The organism is Pseudomonas sp. HMSC066A08, from assembly GCF_001813025.1.
In the GTDB taxonomy this organism is placed as follows: Bacteria; Pseudomonadota; Gammaproteobacteria; order Pseudomonadales; family Pseudomonadaceae; genus Pseudomonas; species Pseudomonas aeruginosa.
Genome location: NZ_KV811280.1, coordinates 215823 through 236058, shown reverse-complemented (window position 1 = coordinate 236058; position 20236 = coordinate 215823). Strand labels below are relative to the sequence as shown.

The window sequence follows — 20236 nt, the reverse complement described above, 5'->3', positions numbered from 1 at the left end:
CCGCCGTTTCAGCCGCGTCGCGGCGGATAACGCCTGTGGCGTTATCCGCCCTGCGGACCGGCACCCCGCTGGCCCAACAGCGGCGTGCTCAGGCGAACCTAGAGAAATCCGGCTGGCGCCGATGCATGAAGGCGCTGAGCGCCTCGATCGCCTCAGGCGAGCGCAGACGGGTACTGAAGATATCGCCTTCCTCGGCGATCACCCGGCGAAGCTCCTCGATAAACGGCGCTTTCATCAGGCGCTTGCTCTCCACTACCGCCGAGGGCGCCAGGTGCAGGAAACGCCGGGCCGCATCGCGGGCGTGCTCCAGCACCGTGGCGCCATCCTCCAGCGCCGCGTTGGCCAGGCCCCAGGCGGCAGCCTGCTCGCCGCTGAAGTCCTGGCCTAGCATCAGCAATTCCGCAGCCCTGGCATGGCCGAGCATGCGCGGCAGGATCAGGCTCGAGCCGAACTCCGGTGTCAGGCCGAGGTTGACGAACGGCATCTTCAATCGCGCGTTGCGACCGACGAAGACCAGGTCGCAATGCAGCAGCAGGGTGGTGCCGATACCCACCGCCGGTCCGTTCACCGCGGCGATCACCGGCTTGGGGAATTCCAGCAGGGCGCTCATGAAGCGGCCGACCGGGCTGTCGCGCAGGGATGGCGGTTGCTCGAGGAAGTCGAGAATGTCGTTGCCGCTGGTGAAGCAGGCGTCGCCGCCAGTGATCAGCACCACCCGCACAGCCGTATCGGCCTGCGCCTCCAGCAGCGCCTCGGCCATCCGGCTGTACATCGCGCGGGTCAGCGCGTTCTTCTTGTCCTGGCGGTCCAGGCGCAGGGTCAGCAGCCCCGTTTCGCGTTCGACCCGAATCAGCTCGCTCATCGTCACTCCAGGGATGCGGCGCAGGGCCGCGGCAATGGCTGCAAGGCTCCGCCACCGGCGCCGAGAGTCAGGCGTGGGGCAGGAACAGGTCCGCCAGGGTCTGGCTACGCGGTACACCGGCCAGGTAGAGCTGCCGGGCGAAGCGTTCGACGCTGGCGGGTTGGCCGCAGAGTAAGGCGATGCTGCGCCGCGGAACAAGGCGGAGATCGGCCAAGGCAGAGGGCAACTGTGCCGCCGACACCAGGTTGACGCGCACTTGCGGATGTCGCCCGGCCAACTCCGCCAGCTCGCTGGCCAGGTAGTGGTCACGCGCCAGGTGCAGCAGTTGGATCGGCGCCTGGTGTTCCGCGCGCAAGGCCTCGCGAAGTATCCCCCAGAGCGGCGCCAGCCCGGTGCCGGCGCCGATCAGCAACAGCGGTCGCTCCTGCCAGTCCGGCTCGTAGCGCAACGCCCCGCCGCGCAACTCGCCCAGGCGCAGGAGAGCGCCAGGCGCCAGGCGACGGGCACGGTCGCAGAACGCGCCGGGAGCGCCGCAGTCGATGTGGAACTCCAGCCATGGGTCCTCGTGGGGCAGGCTGGCCAGCGAATAGGGACGCGCCACACCGTCGTCGCTCCACAGCAGCAGGTGCTGCCCGGCGCGATAGCGCAGGGGCCGCTCCGGCTCCAGGCGCAGGCGCAGCACATCGCCCAGCCAGTGGCAGGCGACGACCCTGGCCGGCAGCCCGTCGCGCTGAGGATCGAAAGGCTGCAACACGAGGTCGCCGAGCACCCGGCACTGACAGGCCAGCCGCCAGCCCGCTTCGCGCCGTGCCGGATCGAGCGCCTCCGGGAGGGTGTCTTCCACCTCGCCCTGCAGGCAATGCACCAGGCAGGCGTGGCAACTGCCGGCGCGGCAGCTATGGGGCACGGCGATGCCGCCGGCGAGCAGCGCATCCAGCAGGTTGCTGCCGGCGGCGACGGCAAGGCGTCGCTCGCCGACCCGTATGTCAGGCACTGGTGACCTCCCAGGTGGCGTCGCAGCGGTTTCGTCCGCCACGCTTGGCACGGTAGAGCGCCTGGTCGGCACGCTGCAAGGCCTCGTCGAGATCGTCGTCGGCATACAGCAGGGTCATGCCCACCGAAAGGCTCAGGGTATCCACCGTGACCCCGACCGGTTCCGCCTGTTGGAACGCCAGGCGCAGGCGTTCGCAACAGCTTTCCAGCTGTTCCGCGTCGGCGTGGGGCAGCAGCAGGACGAACTCCTCGCCGCCGTAACGGGCCAGGACGTCGCCATCGCGCAGACAGGAACGCGCCACCGCGGCGAAGGTCTGCAGGACCCGATCGCCGGCGGCGTGGCCGTGGCGGTCGTTGATCCGCTTGAAGTGATCGAGGTCGATCAGCGCCAGGCCGTGCTGCCGGTTCGGCAGCAGGTCTTCCAGCGCCCGACTGGCCATGCGCATGAAATGCCGGCGGTTGAACAGACCGGTGAGTTCGTCGGTGGCCACCAGGTCTTCCAGTTGGCGCATCATGCCGCGCAGCGTGTCCTGGTGCGCCTGCAAGGCATAGCGGCGCTGGCGCATGCGTTGCCGCATCGCCTGTATGTAGCTGGCGAACAGGCTCAGCCAGACCATTACGATGAACATCACGAGCACCTGCAATGCAGCCCGGCCCGGCAGCTCGAGACGCTGCTGCAAGGCCTCTACCAGGTAGATGCCGGAAAAAGCGATGAACGCCAGCGCCGCACAGCGGGCGAAGACCCGCGGCGGCAGTTGGAACACGCCGAACAGCAGGGCCAGCACGTAGAACACCATGAAGGTGCCGCGCAGGCTGTCGACGTGGTAGAGGAAATAGGTCAGCCAGGCGGTCGCCACCAGCACCTGCGGCTCGGTCAGGCTGGGATCGGCGTAACGCAGGTTGCGACCGCTGGCGAACAGCCAGAGGAAGGCCAGTTGGCAAGCCACCACCAGGGTGGTGCTGGCCGCCGCGGTGGTCGGCGCTGCGCGGTAGAAGCCGCTGAGTAGCGCCAGCCAGAGCAGGACCAGGCCGAGCAGGTAGGTGCCTGCGGCCATGCCGAACCGGCGGAGCAAGAGCTTTTGCAGCGCACGCTGTTTCAGAGGAGGCTTGTCTGTGCGCATGGGCTCCGTCCCGTAATGGCACCTGGCCGCAATGTACCCTGCCCCCTGCGGGTTGCCTAGTCGAACGAACTGCCAGCTAGCGGACCGCGGATTTATCGGCCGACCAAGGTCTGATCGTCGACGCGTGCGCCCCTCTCGTCGGAACGGCTATACTGTCGCGCCTTTTTTGCGCCGGTGCCTGACCGGCGCGCTCCTCGGCTGCGGCCGGCTCCGTGACCCTGCCCCGCATCCGAATTACCCGCCTGAAGAGGACCGTGCTCCATGGCCGTGATCAAGCAAGACGACCTGATCCAGAGCGTCGCCGATGCCCTGCAGTTCATCTCCTACTACCACCCGGTCGATTTCATCCAGGCCATGCATGAGGCCTACCTGCGCGAAGAATCGCCGGCTGCCCGCGACTCCATGGCGCAGATCCTGATCAACTCGCGCATGTGCGCCACCGGCCACCGCCCGATCTGCCAGGACACCGGGATCGTCACCGTGTTCGTCCGGGTCGGCATGGACGTGCGCTGGGACGGCGCTACCATGAGCGTCGACGATATGATCAACGAAGGCGTGCGCCGCGCCTACAACCTGCCGGAGAACGTCCTGCGCGCCTCGATCCTGGCCGACCCGGCCGGCGCGCGGAAGAACACCAAGGACAACACGCCGGCGGTGATCCACTACTCCATCGTTCCCGGCGACAAGGTCGAGGTCGATGTCGCGGCCAAGGGCGGCGGCTCGGAGAACAAGTCGAAGATGGCCATGCTCAACCCGTCCGACTCGATCGTCGACTGGGTGCTGAAGACCGTACCGACCATGGGCGCCGGCTGGTGCCCGCCGGGCATGCTCGGCATCGGCATCGGCGGTACCGCGGAGAAAGCAGCGGTGATGGCGAAGGAAGTCCTCATGGACCCGATCGACATCCACGAACTGAAGGCCCGCGGCCCGCAGAACCGCATCGAGGAACTGCGCCTGGAGCTGTTCGAGAAGGTCAACCAGCTGGGCATCGGTGCCCAGGGCCTGGGCGGCCTGACCACCGTGCTCGACGTCAAGATCATGGACTACCCGACCCACGCCGCCTCGCTGCCGGTGTGCATGATCCCCAACTGCGCCGCGACCCGCCACGCCCACTTCGTGCTCGACGGCTCCGGCCCCGCCGAACTGGAAGCGCCGTCGCTCGACGCCTATCCGGAGATCGTCTGGGAAGCCGGCCCGTCCGCGCGCCGCGTCGACCTGGACAAGATCACCCCGGAAGAGGTGCAAAGCTGGAAACCGGGCGAGACCCTGCTGCTCAACGGCAAGATGCTCACCGGCCGAGACGCCGCGCACAAGCGCATGGTCGACATGCTGAACAAGGGCGAAACGCTACCGGTGGACCTGAAAGGCCGCTTCATCTATTACGTCGGCCCGGTCGATCCGGTCGGCGACGAGGTGGTCGGCCCGGCCGGCCCCACCACCGCCACCCGGATGGACAAGTTCACCCGCCAGATCCTCGAACAGACCGGCCTGCTGGGCATGATCGGCAAGTCCGAGCGCGGTCCCATCGCCATCGAGGCGATCAAGGACAACAAGGCGGTATACCTGATGGCCGTCGGCGGCGCCGCCTACCTGGTCGCCCAGGCGATCAAGAAGTCCAAGGTGCTGGCCTTCGCCGAACTGGGCATGGAAGCGATCTACGAGTTCGAGGTGAAGGACATGCCGGTCACCGTCGCGGTCGATACCAACGGCGAGTCGGTGCACATCACCGGCCCGGCGGTCTGGCAGAAGAAGATCGCCGAAAGCCTGGCGGTCGAGGTCAAGTAAGCCTGCTCTGTCCCTGGAAAAGCCCGGCCCCGCGCCGGGCTTTTTCGTACGGCCACTGGCCGGAGCCTGGGCTGGCAGCGCCGCAGGCGCCTTGGTTCAGCCGAACCAGAAATACAGCAAGGTCAGGTTCGCCGCCGAGATCAGGCCGAACAACGACCAGGCCAGCGCGCTGACCCAGCGCGGGTTGACGAACTCCCCCATCAGGTTCCGGTCGCTGCTGAAGCGAATCAGCGGCCACAGGGCGAACGGCAATTGCAGGCTGAGCACCACCTGGCTGAGCACCAGCAGCTTGCCTACCGCGCCTTCGCCCAGCCAGAGCACGCCGATCAAGGCCGGCACCAGGGCCAGGCCGCGGGTGATCAGGCGCCGCTGCCAGCAGGGAATCTTCGCCCGGAGGAAACCCTCCATCACCACCTGCCCGGCAATGGTGCCGGTGAAGGTCGAGCTCTGTCCCGCCGCCAGCAGGGCGAAGCCGAACAGGAAGCTGGCCAGGGCGCCGCCCACCAACGGGTCGAGCAGGTGGTAGGCGTCCTGGATCTCCACCACCTCGGTATGGCCGCTGCCGTGGAAAGCCGCGGCGGCGAGGATCAGGATCGCCGCATTGACCAGCAGCGCCAGGGACAGCGAGCCGATGGTGTCGAGCCGGGAAAAGCGGATCGCCGAGCGTTTGCTCGCCGCGTCGTCGCCGCTGACCCGGGTCTGCACCACGGACGAATGCAGGTAGAGGTTGTGCGGCATCACCGTCGCGCCGAGGATGCCGATCGCCAGGTACAGCGGCTCCTGGCTGCTCAGGGTGTCCCAGGACGGCCGCAAGCCGGCGGCGACATCCGGCCAGTAGGGGCCGATCAGCACCAGTTCGACGAAGAAACACGCGCCGATGGTCGCGATCAGCCCCAGCACTATGGCCTCCAGGCGGCGGAAGTTGGCGCCCTGCAAGGCCAGCACGATCAGGGTATCGAAGGCGGTGAGGACCACCCCGGTGGTAATCGAGACTCCCAGCAGCAGGTGGAAGGCCAGCGCCGCGCCGAGCACCTCGGCAAGGTCGGTGGCGACGATCGACAGCTCCGCCAGCAGCCATTGGCCACGCGCCACGCCAGGGCGGTAGCGCTCCCGGGAGAGCTGCGCGAGGTCGCGGCCGGTGGCGATCCCCAGGCGCGAACAGAGGCTTTGCAGGAGCATCCCGGAAAAGCTCGCCAGCACCACCACGAACAGCAGCGCGTAGCCGAAGCGCGAGCCCGCCTCGATGGCGGTGGCCCAGTTGCCGGGGTCCATGTAGCCGACCGAGACCAGCAGGCCGGGGCCGACGAACAGCGCCAGCTTGCGCAGCGGCGAGGCGTCGGCCGGCACCGCCACGCTGTGGCTGACCGCCGAGGGACAGAACGGCGCGGTGGCCGTGGTGGGCAGGGAGTATTTCACGAGGCGACGCCGGATCGGGGGAGGAAGTGCGACCAGCCTAAACGTTTCACCCCGGTCGCGTCTTCCCTCGCCTCAGGCCTGGGCGCGCTGGCCGACCAGGCTCAACTCGGCGACTTTCTCGCGCCGCTGCGCCAGATAGCGGGTGCAACTGACACGCAGGAAGGAGGCGAAGTTGAGCACCTCGCCGCGATAGTCCATCACTTCCTCGTAGAGATTGGTGATCAACTGGTTGGTGCTCAGGCCCTCGCCTTCGGCGATTTCCCGGAGGATGTCCCAGAACTGGTTCTCCAGGCGCAGGGTGGTCACCACCCCGCGGATGCGCAAGGAACGCGAGCGCGATTCATAGAGGATCGGGTCGGCTTTCACATAGAGTTCGCACATGCGCGGGGGTCTCCTGGGTCTCAGTGGCCGATGCGGGTGCCGAGCGCCTCGAGGAAGCGCGCCAGCCACGCCGGATGCGCCGGCCAGGCCGGCGCGGTGACCAGGTGGCCGTCGACGTGGGCCTGGTCCGACGGAATGTCGACGTACTCGCCGCCGGCCAGCCGCACCTCCGGGGCGCAGGCCGGATAGGCGCTGCACGCCCGCCCTTGCAGGACGCCGGCGGCGGCCAGCAGTTGGGCGCCATGGCAGACCGCGGCGATCGGCTTGCGCGCGGCGTCGAAGTCACGCACCAGGGCCAGCACCTGCTCGTTCAGGCGCAGGTATTCGGGGGCGCGGCCGCCGGGGATCAGCAGGGCATCGTAATCCTCGGCGCGGGCCTGGGCAAAGTCGGCATTGAGGGTGAAGTTGTGGCCCGGCTTCTCGCTGTAGGTCTGGTCGCCTTCGAAATCGTGGATGGCGGTGCGCACGCTTTGCCCGGCCCGCTTGCCCGGACACACCGCATGCACCTGGTGGCCCACCATCTGCAGGGCCTGGAACGGGACCATGGTTTCGTAGTCTTCGGCATAGTCGCCGACCAGCATCAGGATCTTCTTCGCAGCCATCACGCGCACTCCTTCGGGCAGGGCCCGGTCATACCGGGGATGCACCTAAGGTAGCCAATCCGCAGGGGGACGCGGGTAATAGACGGTTACTACACGCGTGACGGGTTCAGATGCCGATCTTGTCCAGGGCCCGCCCGACGCCTTCCCAGAACGAGCGCTGCACGCGTTTCCGGTAGCCGCTGGCGGCGAACTGCATGGGCTCCTGGACCTGGTGGGTAGCGCCGATTTCCGCAGCGCCGAGATCGGCCGCCACCAATTGCAGCGGGCCATCGCCCTCACCCGCCGGGTGCTCGCTCTTCGGTGGCGGGTTGAGTTCGTCGTAGCGCAGGTAGTAGACCGAGCCGGCCCTGGCCTCGAGCATGAAGCTGGCGATGCGGGTGAAATCCATCGGGCCGTCGGCGAACAGGGTCCAGAAGCTGCCCGCCAGCGGCCGGCGCATTTCCAGCTTGTAGCTGCCGGTCTCGAACTCGAACGCCAGGTAGCCGTTGCTCGGCAGGCTGCCGATCAATTCGTTGTTGAGGAAGATCCCCGGCGCCTCGAGTTCCTCGTCCGCCCACTGGCTCCGCGGACGGTAGAGGTAGACGGTGGCGTGGCTGGCATCGGCGCTCGGATGGGCGACGAAGGCCGGTCCGTCCACCGCACCGAAGAACGCGCCGGGCGTGCTGCAGCCGACCAGGCTCGCGACGATCGACAGGGCCAGCGACAGGCTGCGCAGCATGCTCCATCCCTCTTCTTATGGTTATCCGCGCAGCATAGCCAGCCGGGCCGGGCCTGCCACCCGTCGAAAGTCCGGTTCGCCGGGAAAACGGCCTCAGGCCGGGCGCGGCACCTTGGCCAGCACCGGCGCCGGCATCAGCCTGCGCACCAGCCACTTGCGCACCGGCACCACGCCGCGCTCCTGGAACAGCACGCAGAACGCCACCAGCAGGACCAGGAACAGCGGGTAGTAGAGCAGCGACGATGGCAGCGCGGCCGCCGCCTCGGTGCAGGCACTCCAGTCGTCGAGACAACGCCCCGGCACGGCGATAAGGCGCTCGCTACGGGAGAACAGGGTGAACATCGGCACATGCAGGGCGAACAGCGACAGCGAGGCGGCCCCCAGGCGCGGCGACCAGTGGCGGACGAAAGCGCTCTTCGGGTCGGCGGGCAGCGCGCAAAGGCACACCAGCAGCAACTGGGCCGGCAGCAGCAGGCCGTTGTGCAGCAGGAAGTACCAATGCTTGGCGCCCTGGGTGAACAGGTAGTCGGCCACCAGGAAGGCCGCCACCACCAGCGCCACCAGCCCGGCCAGCAGGCCGCGTCCCGGCACCATGCCGCGGTCGCGGTAACCGCGGAACAAGCCGTAGGCAAGGATGCCGCCAAGGAATTCCGGCAGGCGCAGCAACGGATTGCGGTGCAGCAGGCCGGTCCAGGGGATCCCGTAGCTCTCGCTGGCCACTACCAGCACCGGCGGGACCAGGTAGACCAGCCAGACCAGCGCCAGCACCTTCCACTTGTGCCGGCTACGCATCAGCCGCGGGGCTACGAAGGGAAACGCCAGGTAGAAGAACATCAGCGTCGACAGCGACCACAACGGCGCGTTGAAGGTCAGGTAATAGGGATTCCAGGCCTGCAGCAGGAGGATCTGCAGGATGCTGTTGACGAACAGTTCGGTGTTGCTCATCCAGTGCAGGAAGAGTTCCGGGTGGGTGCGGCCGAGCACTTCGTTGGTGTCGTAGATGACGAAGCGCGGGGTGGCCTTGTCCAGCTCGGGCCCGATTCCCAGGTGGCTGAGGGCCAGCAGCACCAGGATCGACAACAGCAGGGAGAACAGGTGCAGCGGATATAGATTGGACAGTCGCTTGGTCCAGAAGCTGCGGGCGCTTTCGCGCAACCGGCCGCTGCGCGCGTAGACATGGGCCAGGAGGAAGCCGGAAAGCACGAAGAAGGTGCTGGTGGCGAAGAACCCCAGGCTGGTCAGTTCGTCGAGACCGGGAAACTTCTGCTCTTTCGGATAGGTATGCAGGGTGTGGTACACCACCACGTACAGGCCGAGCAGGAAGCGCAACCATTCCAGTCCGATGAAACGTTCCTTGGAGTCGGGCGTTGCCACGCATCTCTCCTTTGTCATTGTAATGGGCGGTCCGGGGTAGACCCGCAAGCTCCCCGGCAAGTTTCACCGGGCCGGCCAGCGGCTACGAACGGCCGCTCCCTAGCGCCGGCGGTCGAGGAAATTCACCACTACCCGGTCCAGCCAACCCCACAGGCGCTGGTGCAGGCGCATCCACAGGGGGCGCGCGCGCCACATCGCCAGGGTCACCTCGCGGCTGTCGGCGAAGTCCGCCAGCAGGCTCGCCGCCGCCTCATTGGTGAAGTCCGGGTCGAGGGCCTCGAGATTGGCGTCGAGGTTGAAGCGTAGATTCCAATGGTCGAAGTTGCAGGAGCCGACGCTCACCCAATCGTCGACCATGACCATCTTCAGGTGCAGGAAGCGCGGCTGGTATTCGTGGATGCGCACGCCGGCGCGCAGCAGGCGCGGGTAGTAGCGCTGCCCGGCATAGCGCACCGGGGCGTGGTCGGTGAGCCGCCCGGCCAGCAGCAGGCGCACCTCCACGCCGCGCTGGGCGGCCTTGCGCAGGGCCCGGCGAACCTTCCAGGTCGGCAGGAAGTACGGCGTCGCCAGCCAGATCCGCCGGCGCGAGCCGTTCAGCGCGCGGACCAGCGATTGCAGGATGTCGCGGTGCTGGCGGGCGTCGGCGTAGGCCACCCGGCCCAACCCGCGGGCCGCCCCCGGCTGCGGCGGAAGGCGGGTAAGGGTCATGCCCTCGCGGGGCTTCCAGGCTTTCTCTTCGAGACAGGCCAGCCATTGCCGCTCGAACAGCGCCGCCCAGTCCGCCACCACCGGGCCGTCCATCTCGACCATCACCTCGCGCCAGGCGCTGACGTCGCTGACCGGTTCCCAGAATTCGTCGGTGATCCCGGCGCCGCCGACATAGCCGAGGCGCCCGTCCACCAGCAGCAGCTTGCGATGGTCGCGGTAGAGATTGCCGCCGGTCAGCTTCCAGCGCAGCGGGTTGTACAACCGCAGTTCGCCGCCGGCCTCGCGCAGGCGCTGGATCCAGGCGCTGCCCAGGCCGAGGCAGCCGAAGCCGTCGAACAGGCAGCGCACGGCGACGCCCCGGCGGCGGGCATCCAGCAGGGCGACGAGAAACAGTTCGGCGCAATGCCCGTCTTCCACCAGGTACAGCTCCAGCTCGATGCTCCGCTGCGCCGCCTCGATGGCCAGCAGCATGCGCGGGAAGAACCGCACGCCGTCATTGAGCAGGGCGAAGCGGTTGTCGCTGCGCCAGGGAAAGACCGGGCCGCTCACCGCGAAGTGAAGATCAGCACGGCGCCGACCGGCACCGAGAGCCCGATGCTGCCGGCGCCGGCCAGCTTGCGCAGGGTCTCGATGCCAGGGGCGAGGTCGAAGTCGGCGGCGTCCAGCACCAGCGGCGACAGGGTCACCACCTGGAAGCGATGCTCGTCCAGGCGGGTCACCAACAGGTCGCTGGCGTAGCTCTTGCGCTTGCCATGCAGGCTGACGGTCAGCGGCTGGCGCATTTCCAGTTGCACGCCGTCGGCCAGCTCGACGATCGGCGCCAGGTCGAGCTGGGCGGTGATCTCCGCCTCGGCGAAGCGCTTGGTCTCGAACAGATGCTCGCGGATGCGTTCGTCGCGCAGCGGGATGTCGGTGCTCACCGAGTCCAGCTCGACGCGCAAGCGCGCCTGGCCCTTGTCGTCGACCTTGCCGTGCATGACCAGGAAGCGGCCGACCTCCGAAAGGGTAGCGTTCTTGGTGGAGATGAAACTGAGTCGCGACGACTCGTAGTCCAGGTACCAGGCGGCCTGGACCGGCAAGGCCAGGAGGGCCAGGCCGAGGCAGATCAACTTGTGCATGCGGGCTCCCTTTGCGTCCGGCGCCACCTTAAACCGGCCGCCTGGGAGCAGGCAAACTCCCGCGTCAGTCGAGCGCGTGCTGCAACTGACTGACGGTATCGGCCAGGGTTCCCAGGTGCCGGCGGCGCACCCGTTCGACGCAATCCTGGTCGCGCGGCCAGTGCAGCGCCACGCTGCCGAGCAGGCGACCCTGGGCGCGTACCGGCAAGGCCACCGCGCGGATCAGGAACGGCAGGCGCACCGGATACTCCCAGTGTCCCTCGGTACGCTCGCCGTATCCCTGGCCGTGGGCCTGCTCGCGGGTGCGCAACCAGAGGTCCTCGTCTACCTGGTGCTGGCGCGCCAGGCGGCGCACCTCGCTGTCTGCCAGTTCGCCCAGGCAGGCCTTGCCCATGGCCGAATGGAACAGACTGGCGTGCTGGCCGACCACCAGCCGGTTGGCCGGGTAGCGCTTGCGCAGGACGCCGGGCACCGAGCTCTCCGCCACCAGCAGGTGGTCGCCGTCGAGAATCGACAAATCGGCGACCAGCCCGGTGCGCTCGCTCAACTCCACCAGCAGCGGCGCGGAACGCTCCACCACCTGGCAGCGGAAGCGCTCGGCGGCGTCACCGTAGAGGCGGGTGGAACGCAGCCGGTAGCGCCGGTCGGTCAAGCCGCGGTACAGCCAGCCCTGCTCCAGCAGGGTATGCAGCAGCCGCGACACCGTGGCCTTGGGCAGTTCGGTCAGGTAATGCAGTTCCTCGAGCCCCAGCGCCTGGTGCTGGCCCAGCAGATCGAGGATCGCCAGCGCCCGCTCCACCGAACGCACGGTTCCCGCCTCTTCTCTTTCCGGCATGACGACACCTCCACCGTCGACAGACCGTTATGGCAAAGCAAGATGCAGGCCCAGGTCATGTTGGGAATCTGCGAATACGCCAGCATTGCTCCGCGGCCTAGTCGATGCCCCCTGGAGCCTCGAGCATCGCCGGCGGACGGCGGCTGACCCAACGGGTCAGGCCCTCGTGGGCATGAGCCAGTTGCAGCACCGCCAGGTCGGCCTGCGCCGGGCCGATGATCTGCAATCCCATCGGCAGGCCCGCCGCGCCGAAGCCGATCGGTACGCTGATCGCCGGCAAACCGGCCAGGGTCGGGCCGATCACCACCTCCATCCAGCGGTGATAGGTGTCCATCGGCCGCCCGGCGACCTGCCGCGGCCACGCCGTTTCTGCATCGAAAGGAAACACCTGGGCGCTGGGCAGCAAGAGGAAATCGTAACGCTCGAACAGATGCGCCAGCGCCCGATACCAGTCGCTGCGATCCAGCGAGGCGCGATAGACCTCGGCGGCGCCGAGGCCGAGCCCGGACTCCACTTCCCACTGCGCCTCCGGCTTGAGCCGGACGCGCCGTGCGGGATCGGCGTAAAGCTCGCCAAGCGAGCCCTGCACCAGCCACTGGCGATGGACCAGCCAGGTGCGCCACAGGCGCTCCAGGGGATAGTCCGGCAGGCACGCCTCGACATCGCAGCCCAGCTCGGCGAAATCGCCCAGCGCGGCTTCGCAAAGCTCCAGCACGCCCTCCTCCATCGGCAGGTAGCCGGCGTAGTCGCCGAGCCAGCCGAGCCGGGCTCCGCGGAAGTCGCGCCCGAGGTCGTCGGCGAACCTGCGCGGATCGTCGCGCAACGACAGCGGACAGCGCGGATCGTAGCCGGCCTGGGTGGCCAGCAGCCGGGCCAGGTCGGCCACGCTGCGCCCCATCGGGCCTTCGGTGGCCAGTTGCTGGACGAACAGTTCCGCTTGCGGGCCGTGCGGCACCCGTCCCTGGGACGGGCGGAAGCCGTAGACGTTGTTGTAGGCGGCGGGGTTGCGCAGCGAACCCATCATGTCGCTGCCGTCGGCCACCGGCAGCATGCGCAGCGCCAGCGCCACCGCCGCCCCACCGCTGCTGCCGCCGGCGATCCGCGCCGGATCGTAGGCATTGCGGGTGGTGCCGAACAGCGGGTTGTAGGTCTGCGAGCCGAGCCCGAACTCCGGTACGTTGGTCTTGCCGATGACGATCGCACCGCTGCTCTTCACCCGCTCGACGACGATGGCGTCGTGCTCCGGCACCTGCCCGGCGAACAGCGGCGAACCCAGGGTGGTAGGAATGCCGGAGGTGGCGGCGAGGTCCTTGATCGCCTGCGGCATGCCGTGCATCCAGCCCAGCCATTCGCCGCGCGCCAGTTGCCGGTCGCGCTCGTCGGCCTGGGCGAGCAGGCGGCTTTCCGCCTGCAACGAGACGATGGCGTTGACCCGCGGGTTGAACCGTTCGATCTGTGCCAGGTAGGCCTGCATGACCTCGCGGCAGGACAGTTCGCGTCGGCGGATCGCCGCGGATAGCGGCAGCGCGTCAAGCGCGACGATTTCCTCGTGGCTGTCGCTTCGATGGCGGGTGGCGCTCATTCACAGACTCCTTGCCGGCTTGCCCAGGGCCGGTTCGCGGGGGCGCGGGGCAGGCGTCGCGCCCTCCCGCAGATAGAGGGTGGCGAGCAGCCCGAGGAAGGCCGCGCCGAGCACGTAGAACGCCGGCGCCACTGGCGAGCCGCCGACCTCGGTGAGCCAGGTGACGATGAACGGAGCGAAACCGCCGAACAGCATCACCGCCAGGTTATACGCCACCGCCAGGCCGGTGGAACGCACCCGCACCGGAAACTGCTCGGCCACCGCGGTCGGCGCCGGGCCGAAGAAGCCGCCGATCGCCGTGCACAGCAACAGTTGCATCAGCAGCAGGCGCCCCAGGCTCGGCGCCGCGGCGACCCAGGCGAACAGCGGATAGACCATGAGCATGAAGGCCAGGGTCGCGACCAGCAGCACCGGGCGCCGCCCGACCCGGTCGGAGAGTCCCCCGGCCAACGGGATCACCAGGGTCATCAGCGCCACCGCAGCCATCTGCACCATGAACACCTCGTCCAGCGGCAGGCCCAACTGCTTGTGGGCGAAGGTCGGCATGTTCACCAGCACCACGTAGAAGGACACCGTGCCGATCACCGTCAGGCCCATGCTCACCAGCACGCTGCGCCGGTATTCGCGCAGCACGCCGAGCAGCCCCTGGCGCTCGCCGGGCTCCCGGATGGCTTCGAGGAAGGCCTCGGTCTCGCCCATGTAGCGACGGATCCACAGTCCCACCGGACCGATCAGCAGACCGAACAGGAACGGCACCCGCCAGCCCCAGCTCTCCAGGGCCTCGGCATCCAGGCAATGGGTGACCAGCGCGCCCATTCCCGCACCGGCGAACACCGCCAGGCACTGGCCGAACAATTGCCAGGAACCGTAGAGACCGCGCCGCTGCGGCGGCGCGCTTTCCACCAGGAAAGCCGTGGCGCTGGCGTACTCGCCGCCGGTGGCGAAACCCTGCAGCATTCGCGCGATCACGATCAGCAACGGCGCGCCAACGCCGATCGCCGTGTAGGTCGGGGCGAAGGCGATCAGCGCGATGGAAAGCGTCATCAGCAGGATGATCAGTTGCATCGCCGCCTTGCGTCCCCTGCGGTCGGCATACAGGCCGAGCAGGACCCCACCGACCGGACGCATGAAGAAACCGACGCCGAAGGTGGCCAGGGCCATCAGCAGCGAGGTGTACTCGTCGCCGGAAGGGAAGAACAGCCTGGCGATCAGGCTGGAAAGGAAGCCGTAGACGATGAAGTCGTACCACTCCAGGGCGTTGCCGATCACGGCAGCCGCCACCTGGCGGGTACGCGAGGTACCGCTCGGGCAAGCGTGCATGGGAATCTCCTGGTAACCGGGGGAAATGCCGGCGCGGCTCAGGCCGCGCCGTTACTGGCGGCAGTCAGTCGCAAGGCCGGACGCCGCGGGGGCGGCCAGCCAGGTCTCGGCGAGCGCGCCCCAATAGGCCGCGCCCCGGACCAGGATGTCGTCGTTGAAGTCATAGGCCGGGTTGTGCACCATCGGCCGCCCTCTGCCGTTGCCGATGAACAGGTAGCTGCCGGGGCAGCGCTGTAGCATCCAGGCGAAGTCCTCGCTGCCCATCAGCTTCGGCGTGGCGCCGTCGACCTGCTCCGCGCCGGCCAGCTCGACCCCGACCTGGCGGGCGAACTCGGTTTCCTCGACACTGTTGACCAGCACCGGATAGGCCGGGTAGTGCTCGATGCTGGCCTGGCACCCATAGCTGGCGGCCTGCAACTCGATGATCTGGCGAACCCGCTGCAACACCTGCTCGCGCACCTGCCCGTCGAGCGCCCGCAGGCTCAGGCGCAGCACGGCGCGCTGGGGTATGACGTTGGCCGCCTCGCCGGCCTGCAGGGCGCCGACCGTGACCACCGCGGCCTTCTGCGGATCGACGTTGCGCGCCACCACGCTCTGCAGGGCCATCACCGCGCTCGACGCGGCGAGCAGCGGATCGACGCTCAGGTGCGGCATCGAACCGTGGCCACCGACGCCCTCCAGGGTGACGCTCAGCAGGTCCTGGGAAGCCATCATCGGTCCCGCGCGGAAGCCCAGGTGGCCGGCCTCCAGTCCCGGCATGTTGTGCATGCCGAACAGCGCATCGCAGGGGAAGCGCTCCAGCAGCCCGTCGGCGAGCATCGCCTCGGCGCCGCCCTGGCCTTCCTCGGCGGGCTGGAAGATCAGCACCAGGGTGCCGTCGAAACGCCGCGTCGCCGCCAGGTAGCGTGCCGCGCCGAGCAGCATCGCGGTGTGTCCGTCGTGGCCGCAGGCGTGCATGCGCCCGCCGTGGCAACTGCTGTAGCCGAGCCCCGTGGCCTCGAGGATCGGCAGCGCATCCATGTCCGCCCGCAGGCCGAGCCGCCGCGTGCCGTCGCCCTGGCGGAGGACGCCGACCACGCCGGTGCGGCCGATTCCTTCGTGCACTTCGTAGCCCCAGCCGCGCAGGCATTCGGCGACCAGCGCGGCGGTGCGTCGCTCCTCGAAGCCCAGTTCGGGATGGGCGTGGATGTCCTGGCGCAGGCTGCGCAGGTCGTCGGCGACCTCCTCGAGCCAGGCCACGATGTGTCGATGTCGAGCCATGCCGTCTCTCCTCTGGCCGGATTGCGCTCCGGTCTTGTTGGCGGGAGGCCCGGACGCAAGGCCGGCCGGGCGTGGTCACAGCTAAGCGCGGCACGCGGCGAAGGACAACGGAAGGCGGTTCCACTGGGTGGAACCCAAGGCCCGCGCCGCCCTGCGCCGGTACGTCAGAACTGTTCCGGCGGCACTTCGCGGAAGTTCAGCACGGCGAACACCGGTACCTCGGGAGTGATCGAGGGAATATTGGCCATCTCCTTCAAGGGCTTGAGCTTCTCTTCCAGGTCGAAGTCGAGCAGCTTCAGCAGCACCGGCTCCAGGGTCGCCACCTGGACCAGCCCCTCGCCCTGGCGGGTGACCAGCACGTCGGCCTTCAGGCGGCGCTGCTGGCCGTGCAGGTCGAGGGTGAAGTCGAGCTTCTCGACCCGCGACTGGCCGACCCGCAGGTCGTCGAAGCCGGCCATGTCCAGGCGGCTCTCCACGGTGGCCTCGGGGAAGCGCGAGGTTTCGAAGAAGTTGTCCTTCATTCGCTCGTCGCGCAAGGCCAGGCCGCTGTCCAGGGTGCCCAGCGGCACCACGACGCGCGCGACGCCCTGCTTGTCGATCTGGCCGCTGAGACGGTCGAAACGCTGCACCTCGGCCATCTTCGCGCGTTTCACGGAAACGAAGCTGATCCGCGAATAATCCGGCTCCAGTTGCCATTCCGCCGCCGACAGCAGCGGGCTGAGGAGCAACAACAGGACACACAATACAACAGGCATTCCACCTCCGGCTTCGGGCCGGCGCCGTCCCTCGCCCCGCGCCCCGACATGCGCCGCCGGTCAGTCCGGCAGCCTGTCCGCCGCGGGCATGAGCCGGCATCCCTCGCGCGGGCCCAGCCAGGCGGCCGTCTGCGTACTGCCGAGGCCGCGGGCGGTCACCCGGCGGCGGGCTTCGTCGTCGAAGAAACCGCTGATCGGCACGTACTGTTGGGTATAGGCCCGGCAATAGTCCGCGGAGTTCCCCATCACGTAGCGGCAGGAGCAATACTCCTTGGCCGTGTAGGCGCCGATGATGGCGGGAAAGGCCGCCAGGTGGATGCGGTTCTGCCAGGCCCACGCGAGGGCGGCGAGCAGGCCCAGGACGCACAGGAAGAGCAAGGGGTGGCGACGGATCATGGTCGCGCCTCCCCGGCGAACGCCGCCTGTGCCAGGCGCAGGAATTCGTTGTGGCGGAAACGCCCGTCGCGGTCGTCGGCGTAGCGCACGATCACCAGCTTCTCCTCGGGCAGCACGTAGAGCGCCTGGCCCCAGTGGCCGAGCGCGGCGAAGGCGGTCTCGGCGACGTCCGGCCAGGGCGCCGGCGCGCCTTTCACCGCACGGTTCAGCCACCAGTGGCCGCCGGGCACCGCCTCGCCGGCCTCTTCCGGGCTCGGCCGGTAGCGGGCGAAAGGCGTCAGGTTGAACTCGACCCATGCCAGCGGCAGCAGCTGCCGCTCGCGCCAGCGCCCGTGGCGCTGCATCAGCAGCCCGACGCGCGCCAGGTCGCGGGCGCTCATGTAGACGTACGACGAGCCGACGAACGTGCCGGCGGCGTCTCGCTCCCATACCGCCGAACGGATGCCCAGCGGCTCGAACAGCGCGCGCCAGGGGTACTCGGCATAGTCCGCGCCGAGCATGCCGTGGAGGGCCGCCGCCAGCACGTTGCTGTCGCCGCTGGAGTAGCGGAAACGCCGGCCCGGCGGCCGGGCCGGCGGGGTCTCGGCGACGAAGCCGGCCATGTCGGCGCGCCCGCGGGTGTAGAGCATCGCCACCACGGAGGACTTCAACGGCGCGAACTCGTAGTCCTCCTGCCAGTCCAGCCCGGAAGACCAGTTCAGCAGGTGGCGTAACGTCACCTCGGGATGACGGGCGAAGGGCGGATAGTAGCGCGCCACCGGGTCGTCGAGCTGGAAGCGCCCTTCGCCCTCGGCGACGCCGAGCAGCGTGGCGAGCAGGCTCTTGCTCACCGACCAGGTAAGGTGCGGGGTCTCGGCACGGCTCGGGCCGGCGTAGCGCTCATAGACCAGGCGACCGTCGCGGATCACCACTACCGCGTCGGTGCGGATGCCTTTGCGACGAACATCGTCGCGACGGCCGAAGGCATAGCGCTCGAATGCCTCCAGCGCCGGCCCCGCGGGCTGTTGGGCACGGGGCCAGTCGGTGTCGGGCCAGTCTTCGGCCAGGGCTGGGAGGGCGAATACCAGGGCAAGCGCGGCGAGGGCGCGGCGGGACAACGGCAAAGCGGGCATCGGCGGGCCCTCTCGACGGTCGAGGGGCAACCCTAGCATGGCGTCGATGACGCCAGGAAGCGCGGACTCAGCCGGGCATGCGGTAGTCGTCCGGGCCGAGCAGGTCGATGCCGCACTCGAGGTTCTCGATCCAGTAGAGGAAGGCGCTGATCATTTCCTTGCCGACGAAGGGCCGCCCGTGTTGCGGCACGATCATCTCCACATCCATGTCCCGGACCATCCGCGCCCACAGGCGGCAGATCTTGTTCGCCGCCATGTAGCGGCGATGGAATCCGTCCATGTACTGGATATGCGCGGCGAAATCGCTGACCGGCGCGGCGTCGTCCACCAGCGAGGCGCCCATGTCGCCCGAGAAAAGGATCTTGCTCACCGGGTCGTAGAGCTGAAAGTTGCCCACCGAATGCAGGAAATGCGCGGGGATCGCCTTCAACGAGCAGTCGCCGAGAGCGATCGCCTGACCACGGTCGGGCAACGGCATGACCCGGTCGTAAGTGTTGATGCCATGGCTGACCGCCAGGTAGTTGGCCGTCAGGTGCGGCAGGAAGCGCGCCCACAGCTTGGAGCAGATCACCCGGGCGCGGGTGTGCAGCAGCCACTTGTCGAGGGCGGCGATGATGTCCGGGTCCTGGTGCGAAGCGAAGATGTAGTCCAGCTCCTGCAGCGGAAAGCGTTTCGACAGTTCCAGCGAGAGCGGCGTGTAGGTCAGGTCGCCGCCGGGATCGAGCAGCAGGTACTGGCCGTTGTCGACGATGAGGAACTGGTTGGACTGGACCCCTTCGCCGCTGACGAGGTCATCGAAACACAGGCACTGGTGGCTGCCGTTGTCGAACAGCACGATCGGTTCGCGTCGCATGGTCGGTGAAATCTACTCTGTGCAGGCGCCGAGGAGCATTCCTCGCCGGATGCTGCGCAGGGTAAGCGCCTGCGGCGCGGCGCCTCACTGACCTGGGTCAAGCCCGAGGCGGGTCAAGGCCTTCTCCAGGCGAACTTTGCGGGCCCCGTTGGCAATCGCCAGCAAGCCGCGGTCGCGTTGCCACAATGCCTCCCAGGTCGAGGCGTTGGCGGCGAAGGCGGCATCCAGCTGCCCCTCCAGCGCCGAGAACTGTTCGAACAGCCCAGCCAGTACCGCCTGGGTGCCGACACAGGCGACCGGATGCCGCGCGACCTCGGCGCAGCCGCCGAGGATGCCGGCCAGGCGCAGCAGCAGCGGCGAGGGCCAGCCGCATTCATGGCCGACCCCATAGAGCCAGCCGACCAGCGCCGCCAGCACATGGACATCCTCCAGCAGGCGGAACGGCCTGACGTAGTCGTCCCAACCATCGCCGGGCAGGCGCTCGCAATGGGCACCGTCGAGCAACAGGCGGGAATGCGGCACGTCCGGCATCAGCGGCAGCGCCGGCAACGCCTCCAGGCGCGCCCCCGGGGCGCCGGCCAGGACCACCGTCATCGACAGTCGCGGCGGCTGCCCCGGCGCCTCGTCGCGGGCGGCCACCAGCCACCAGGAGGCGCTGTCGCCAGCGGTGACGAAATCCTTTTGTCCATGCAGGACCAGCCCCTCCAGGCGGGTCTGCAGGTCCGCCGGGCGCACGCTGCGCTTCTCGGTCACGCACAGCGCGCCGAGACCTTCCGGCGCCGCCGGCCAGAGCGCGCGCAGGGCCGCCTGGTAGCCGGCGAGGAAGGCCAGGCCCGGACTCGCGGCCAATCGTCCGCCGAGCACCGCCCGCTCCAGGGTGCCAAGACCGTCGGCGCGCGCCAGGGCGGCGGCGTGCCAGTCTTCCAGGGAGCCTTCGGTGGGCAGGCGGTCGAGCGGGCCGAGCAAGCGTTGCCAGGACATGGCGGACTCCAATGTGGAATGTGTCGGAACCGGCATCCTGCCGAGGGTGCCAGCGTTGAACAAC

At 68.5% G+C, this 20236-nt stretch carries 19 protein-coding genes and 1 pseudogene; 1 reads left to right on the top strand and 19 read right to left on the bottom strand.

Annotated elements, in window-relative coordinates:
* Positions 1-88 precede the first annotated feature (88 nt).
* The 3 genes from HMPREF2886_RS06805 to HMPREF2886_RS06795 form a co-directional block, all read right to left on the bottom strand.
* Complete coding sequence (locus tag HMPREF2886_RS06805; RefSeq protein ID WP_003110043.1) at positions 89-862, bottom strand: enoyl-CoA hydratase; 774 nt, start codon at positions 860-862, stop codon at positions 89-91.
* Between the two features lie 67 nt (positions 863-929).
* Positions 930-1856: an iron-sulfur-binding ferredoxin reductase gene (locus HMPREF2886_RS06800; protein WP_058178884.1), complete on the bottom strand. Its 927-nt coding sequence runs from the start codon at positions 1854-1856 to the stop codon at positions 930-932.
* Positions 1849-2976, bottom strand: coding sequence for a GGDEF domain-containing protein (locus tag HMPREF2886_RS06795; RefSeq protein ID WP_039027848.1), 1128 nt, complete (start codon positions 2974-2976; stop codon positions 1849-1851). The genes HMPREF2886_RS06800 and HMPREF2886_RS06795 overlap by 8 nt, the downstream gene beginning before the upstream one ends.
* 261 nt (positions 2977-3237) lie before the next feature.
* Here HMPREF2886_RS06795 and HMPREF2886_RS06790 point away from each other — a divergent pair, with 261 nt between their 5' ends.
* Entirely contained in the window at positions 3238-4761 is a 1524-nt protein-coding gene (locus HMPREF2886_RS06790) for a fumarate hydratase (RefSeq protein ID WP_003093938.1), read from the top strand.
* Positions 4762-4857: 96 nt separating this feature from the next.
* Here the strand turns inward: HMPREF2886_RS06790 and HMPREF2886_RS06785 are convergent, their stop codons facing one another.
* The 16 genes and pseudogenes from HMPREF2886_RS06785 to HMPREF2886_RS06710 all read right to left on the bottom strand — a co-directional run bounded on the left by HMPREF2886_RS06785 (position 4858) and on the right by HMPREF2886_RS06710 (position 20172).
* Complete coding sequence (locus HMPREF2886_RS06785; protein WP_073651059.1) at positions 4858-6165, bottom strand: Nramp family divalent metal transporter; 1308 nt, start codon at positions 6163-6165, stop codon at positions 4858-4860.
* 84 nt (positions 6166-6249) lie between these two features.
* Positions 6250-6558 (bottom strand): ribbon-helix-helix domain-containing protein, encoded by a 309-nt coding sequence (locus tag HMPREF2886_RS06780; RefSeq protein ID WP_003101146.1) that lies wholly within the window; start codon positions 6556-6558, stop codon positions 6250-6252.
* A gap of 20 nt (positions 6559-6578) precedes the next feature.
* Positions 6579-7163 carry a DJ-1/PfpI family protein gene (locus HMPREF2886_RS06775; RefSeq protein ID WP_110194299.1) on the bottom strand — a complete coding sequence of 195 codons (585 nt, stop codon included), beginning with the start codon at positions 7161-7163 and terminating at the stop codon, positions 6579-6581.
* Positions 7164-7266: 103 nt separating this feature from the next.
* Positions 7267-7878 carry a DUF2846 domain-containing protein gene (locus HMPREF2886_RS06770; protein WP_003101143.1) on the bottom strand — a complete coding sequence of 204 codons (612 nt, stop codon included), beginning with the start codon at positions 7876-7878 and terminating at the stop codon, positions 7267-7269.
* 93 nt (positions 7879-7971) lie between these two features.
* Entirely contained in the window at positions 7972-9252 is a 1281-nt protein-coding gene (locus tag HMPREF2886_RS06765) for an acyltransferase family protein (RefSeq protein WP_033970650.1), read from the bottom strand.
* 99 nt (positions 9253-9351) lie between these two features.
* A complete protein-coding gene (locus HMPREF2886_RS06760; RefSeq protein ID WP_003120863.1) occupies positions 9352-10431 on the bottom strand; it encodes a phospholipase D-like domain-containing protein in 1080 nt (359 codons plus the stop codon).
* Positions 10432-10505: 74 nt separating this feature from the next.
* Positions 10506-11078 carry a YceI family protein gene (locus tag HMPREF2886_RS06755; RefSeq protein WP_033970649.1) on the bottom strand — a complete coding sequence of 191 codons (573 nt, stop codon included), beginning with the start codon at positions 11076-11078 and terminating at the stop codon, positions 10506-10508.
* A 64-nt stretch (positions 11079-11142) separates the two neighbouring features.
* The gene (locus HMPREF2886_RS06750) at positions 11143-11913 is read right to left on the bottom strand and encodes an IclR family transcriptional regulator (protein WP_033970648.1); all 771 of its coding nucleotides are present in this window, start codon (positions 11911-11913) and stop codon (positions 11143-11145) included.
* 97 nt (positions 11914-12010) lie between these two features.
* Entirely contained in the window at positions 12011-13495 is a 1485-nt protein-coding gene (locus HMPREF2886_RS06745; RefSeq protein ID WP_033970647.1) for an amidase, read from the bottom strand.
* Positions 13496-14815: a citrate-proton symporter gene (locus HMPREF2886_RS06740; protein ID WP_033970645.1), complete on the bottom strand. Its 1320-nt coding sequence runs from the start codon at positions 14813-14815 to the stop codon at positions 13496-13498.
* 38 nt (positions 14816-14853) lie between these two features.
* Positions 14854-16075 (bottom strand): annotated as a pseudogene (locus HMPREF2886_RS06735) (M20 aminoacylase family protein).
* A gap of 164 nt (positions 16076-16239) precedes the next feature.
* Complete coding sequence (locus HMPREF2886_RS06730; RefSeq protein ID WP_033976447.1) at positions 16240-16830, bottom strand: YceI family protein; 591 nt, start codon at positions 16828-16830, stop codon at positions 16240-16242.
* Positions 16831-16890: 60 nt separating this feature from the next.
* Positions 16891-17226: a hypothetical protein gene (locus HMPREF2886_RS06725; protein WP_033970639.1), complete on the bottom strand. Its 336-nt coding sequence runs from the start codon at positions 17224-17226 to the stop codon at positions 16891-16893.
* The gene (locus tag HMPREF2886_RS06720) at positions 17223-18338 is read right to left on the bottom strand and encodes a serine hydrolase domain-containing protein (RefSeq protein ID WP_033970637.1); all 1116 of its coding nucleotides are present in this window, start codon (positions 18336-18338) and stop codon (positions 17223-17225) included. The genes HMPREF2886_RS06725 and HMPREF2886_RS06720 overlap by 4 nt, the downstream gene beginning before the upstream one ends.
* Before the next feature lie 67 nt (positions 18339-18405).
* The gene (locus HMPREF2886_RS06715; RefSeq protein ID WP_003093967.1) at positions 18406-19191 is read right to left on the bottom strand and encodes an oxygen-binding di-iron domain-containing protein; all 786 of its coding nucleotides are present in this window, start codon (positions 19189-19191) and stop codon (positions 18406-18408) included.
* A gap of 84 nt (positions 19192-19275) precedes the next feature.
* Complete coding sequence (locus HMPREF2886_RS06710; RefSeq protein WP_003093969.1) at positions 19276-20172, bottom strand: acyl-CoA dehydrogenase middle domain-containing protein; 897 nt, start codon at positions 20170-20172, stop codon at positions 19276-19278.
* Positions 20173-20236: the final 64 nt, after the last annotated feature.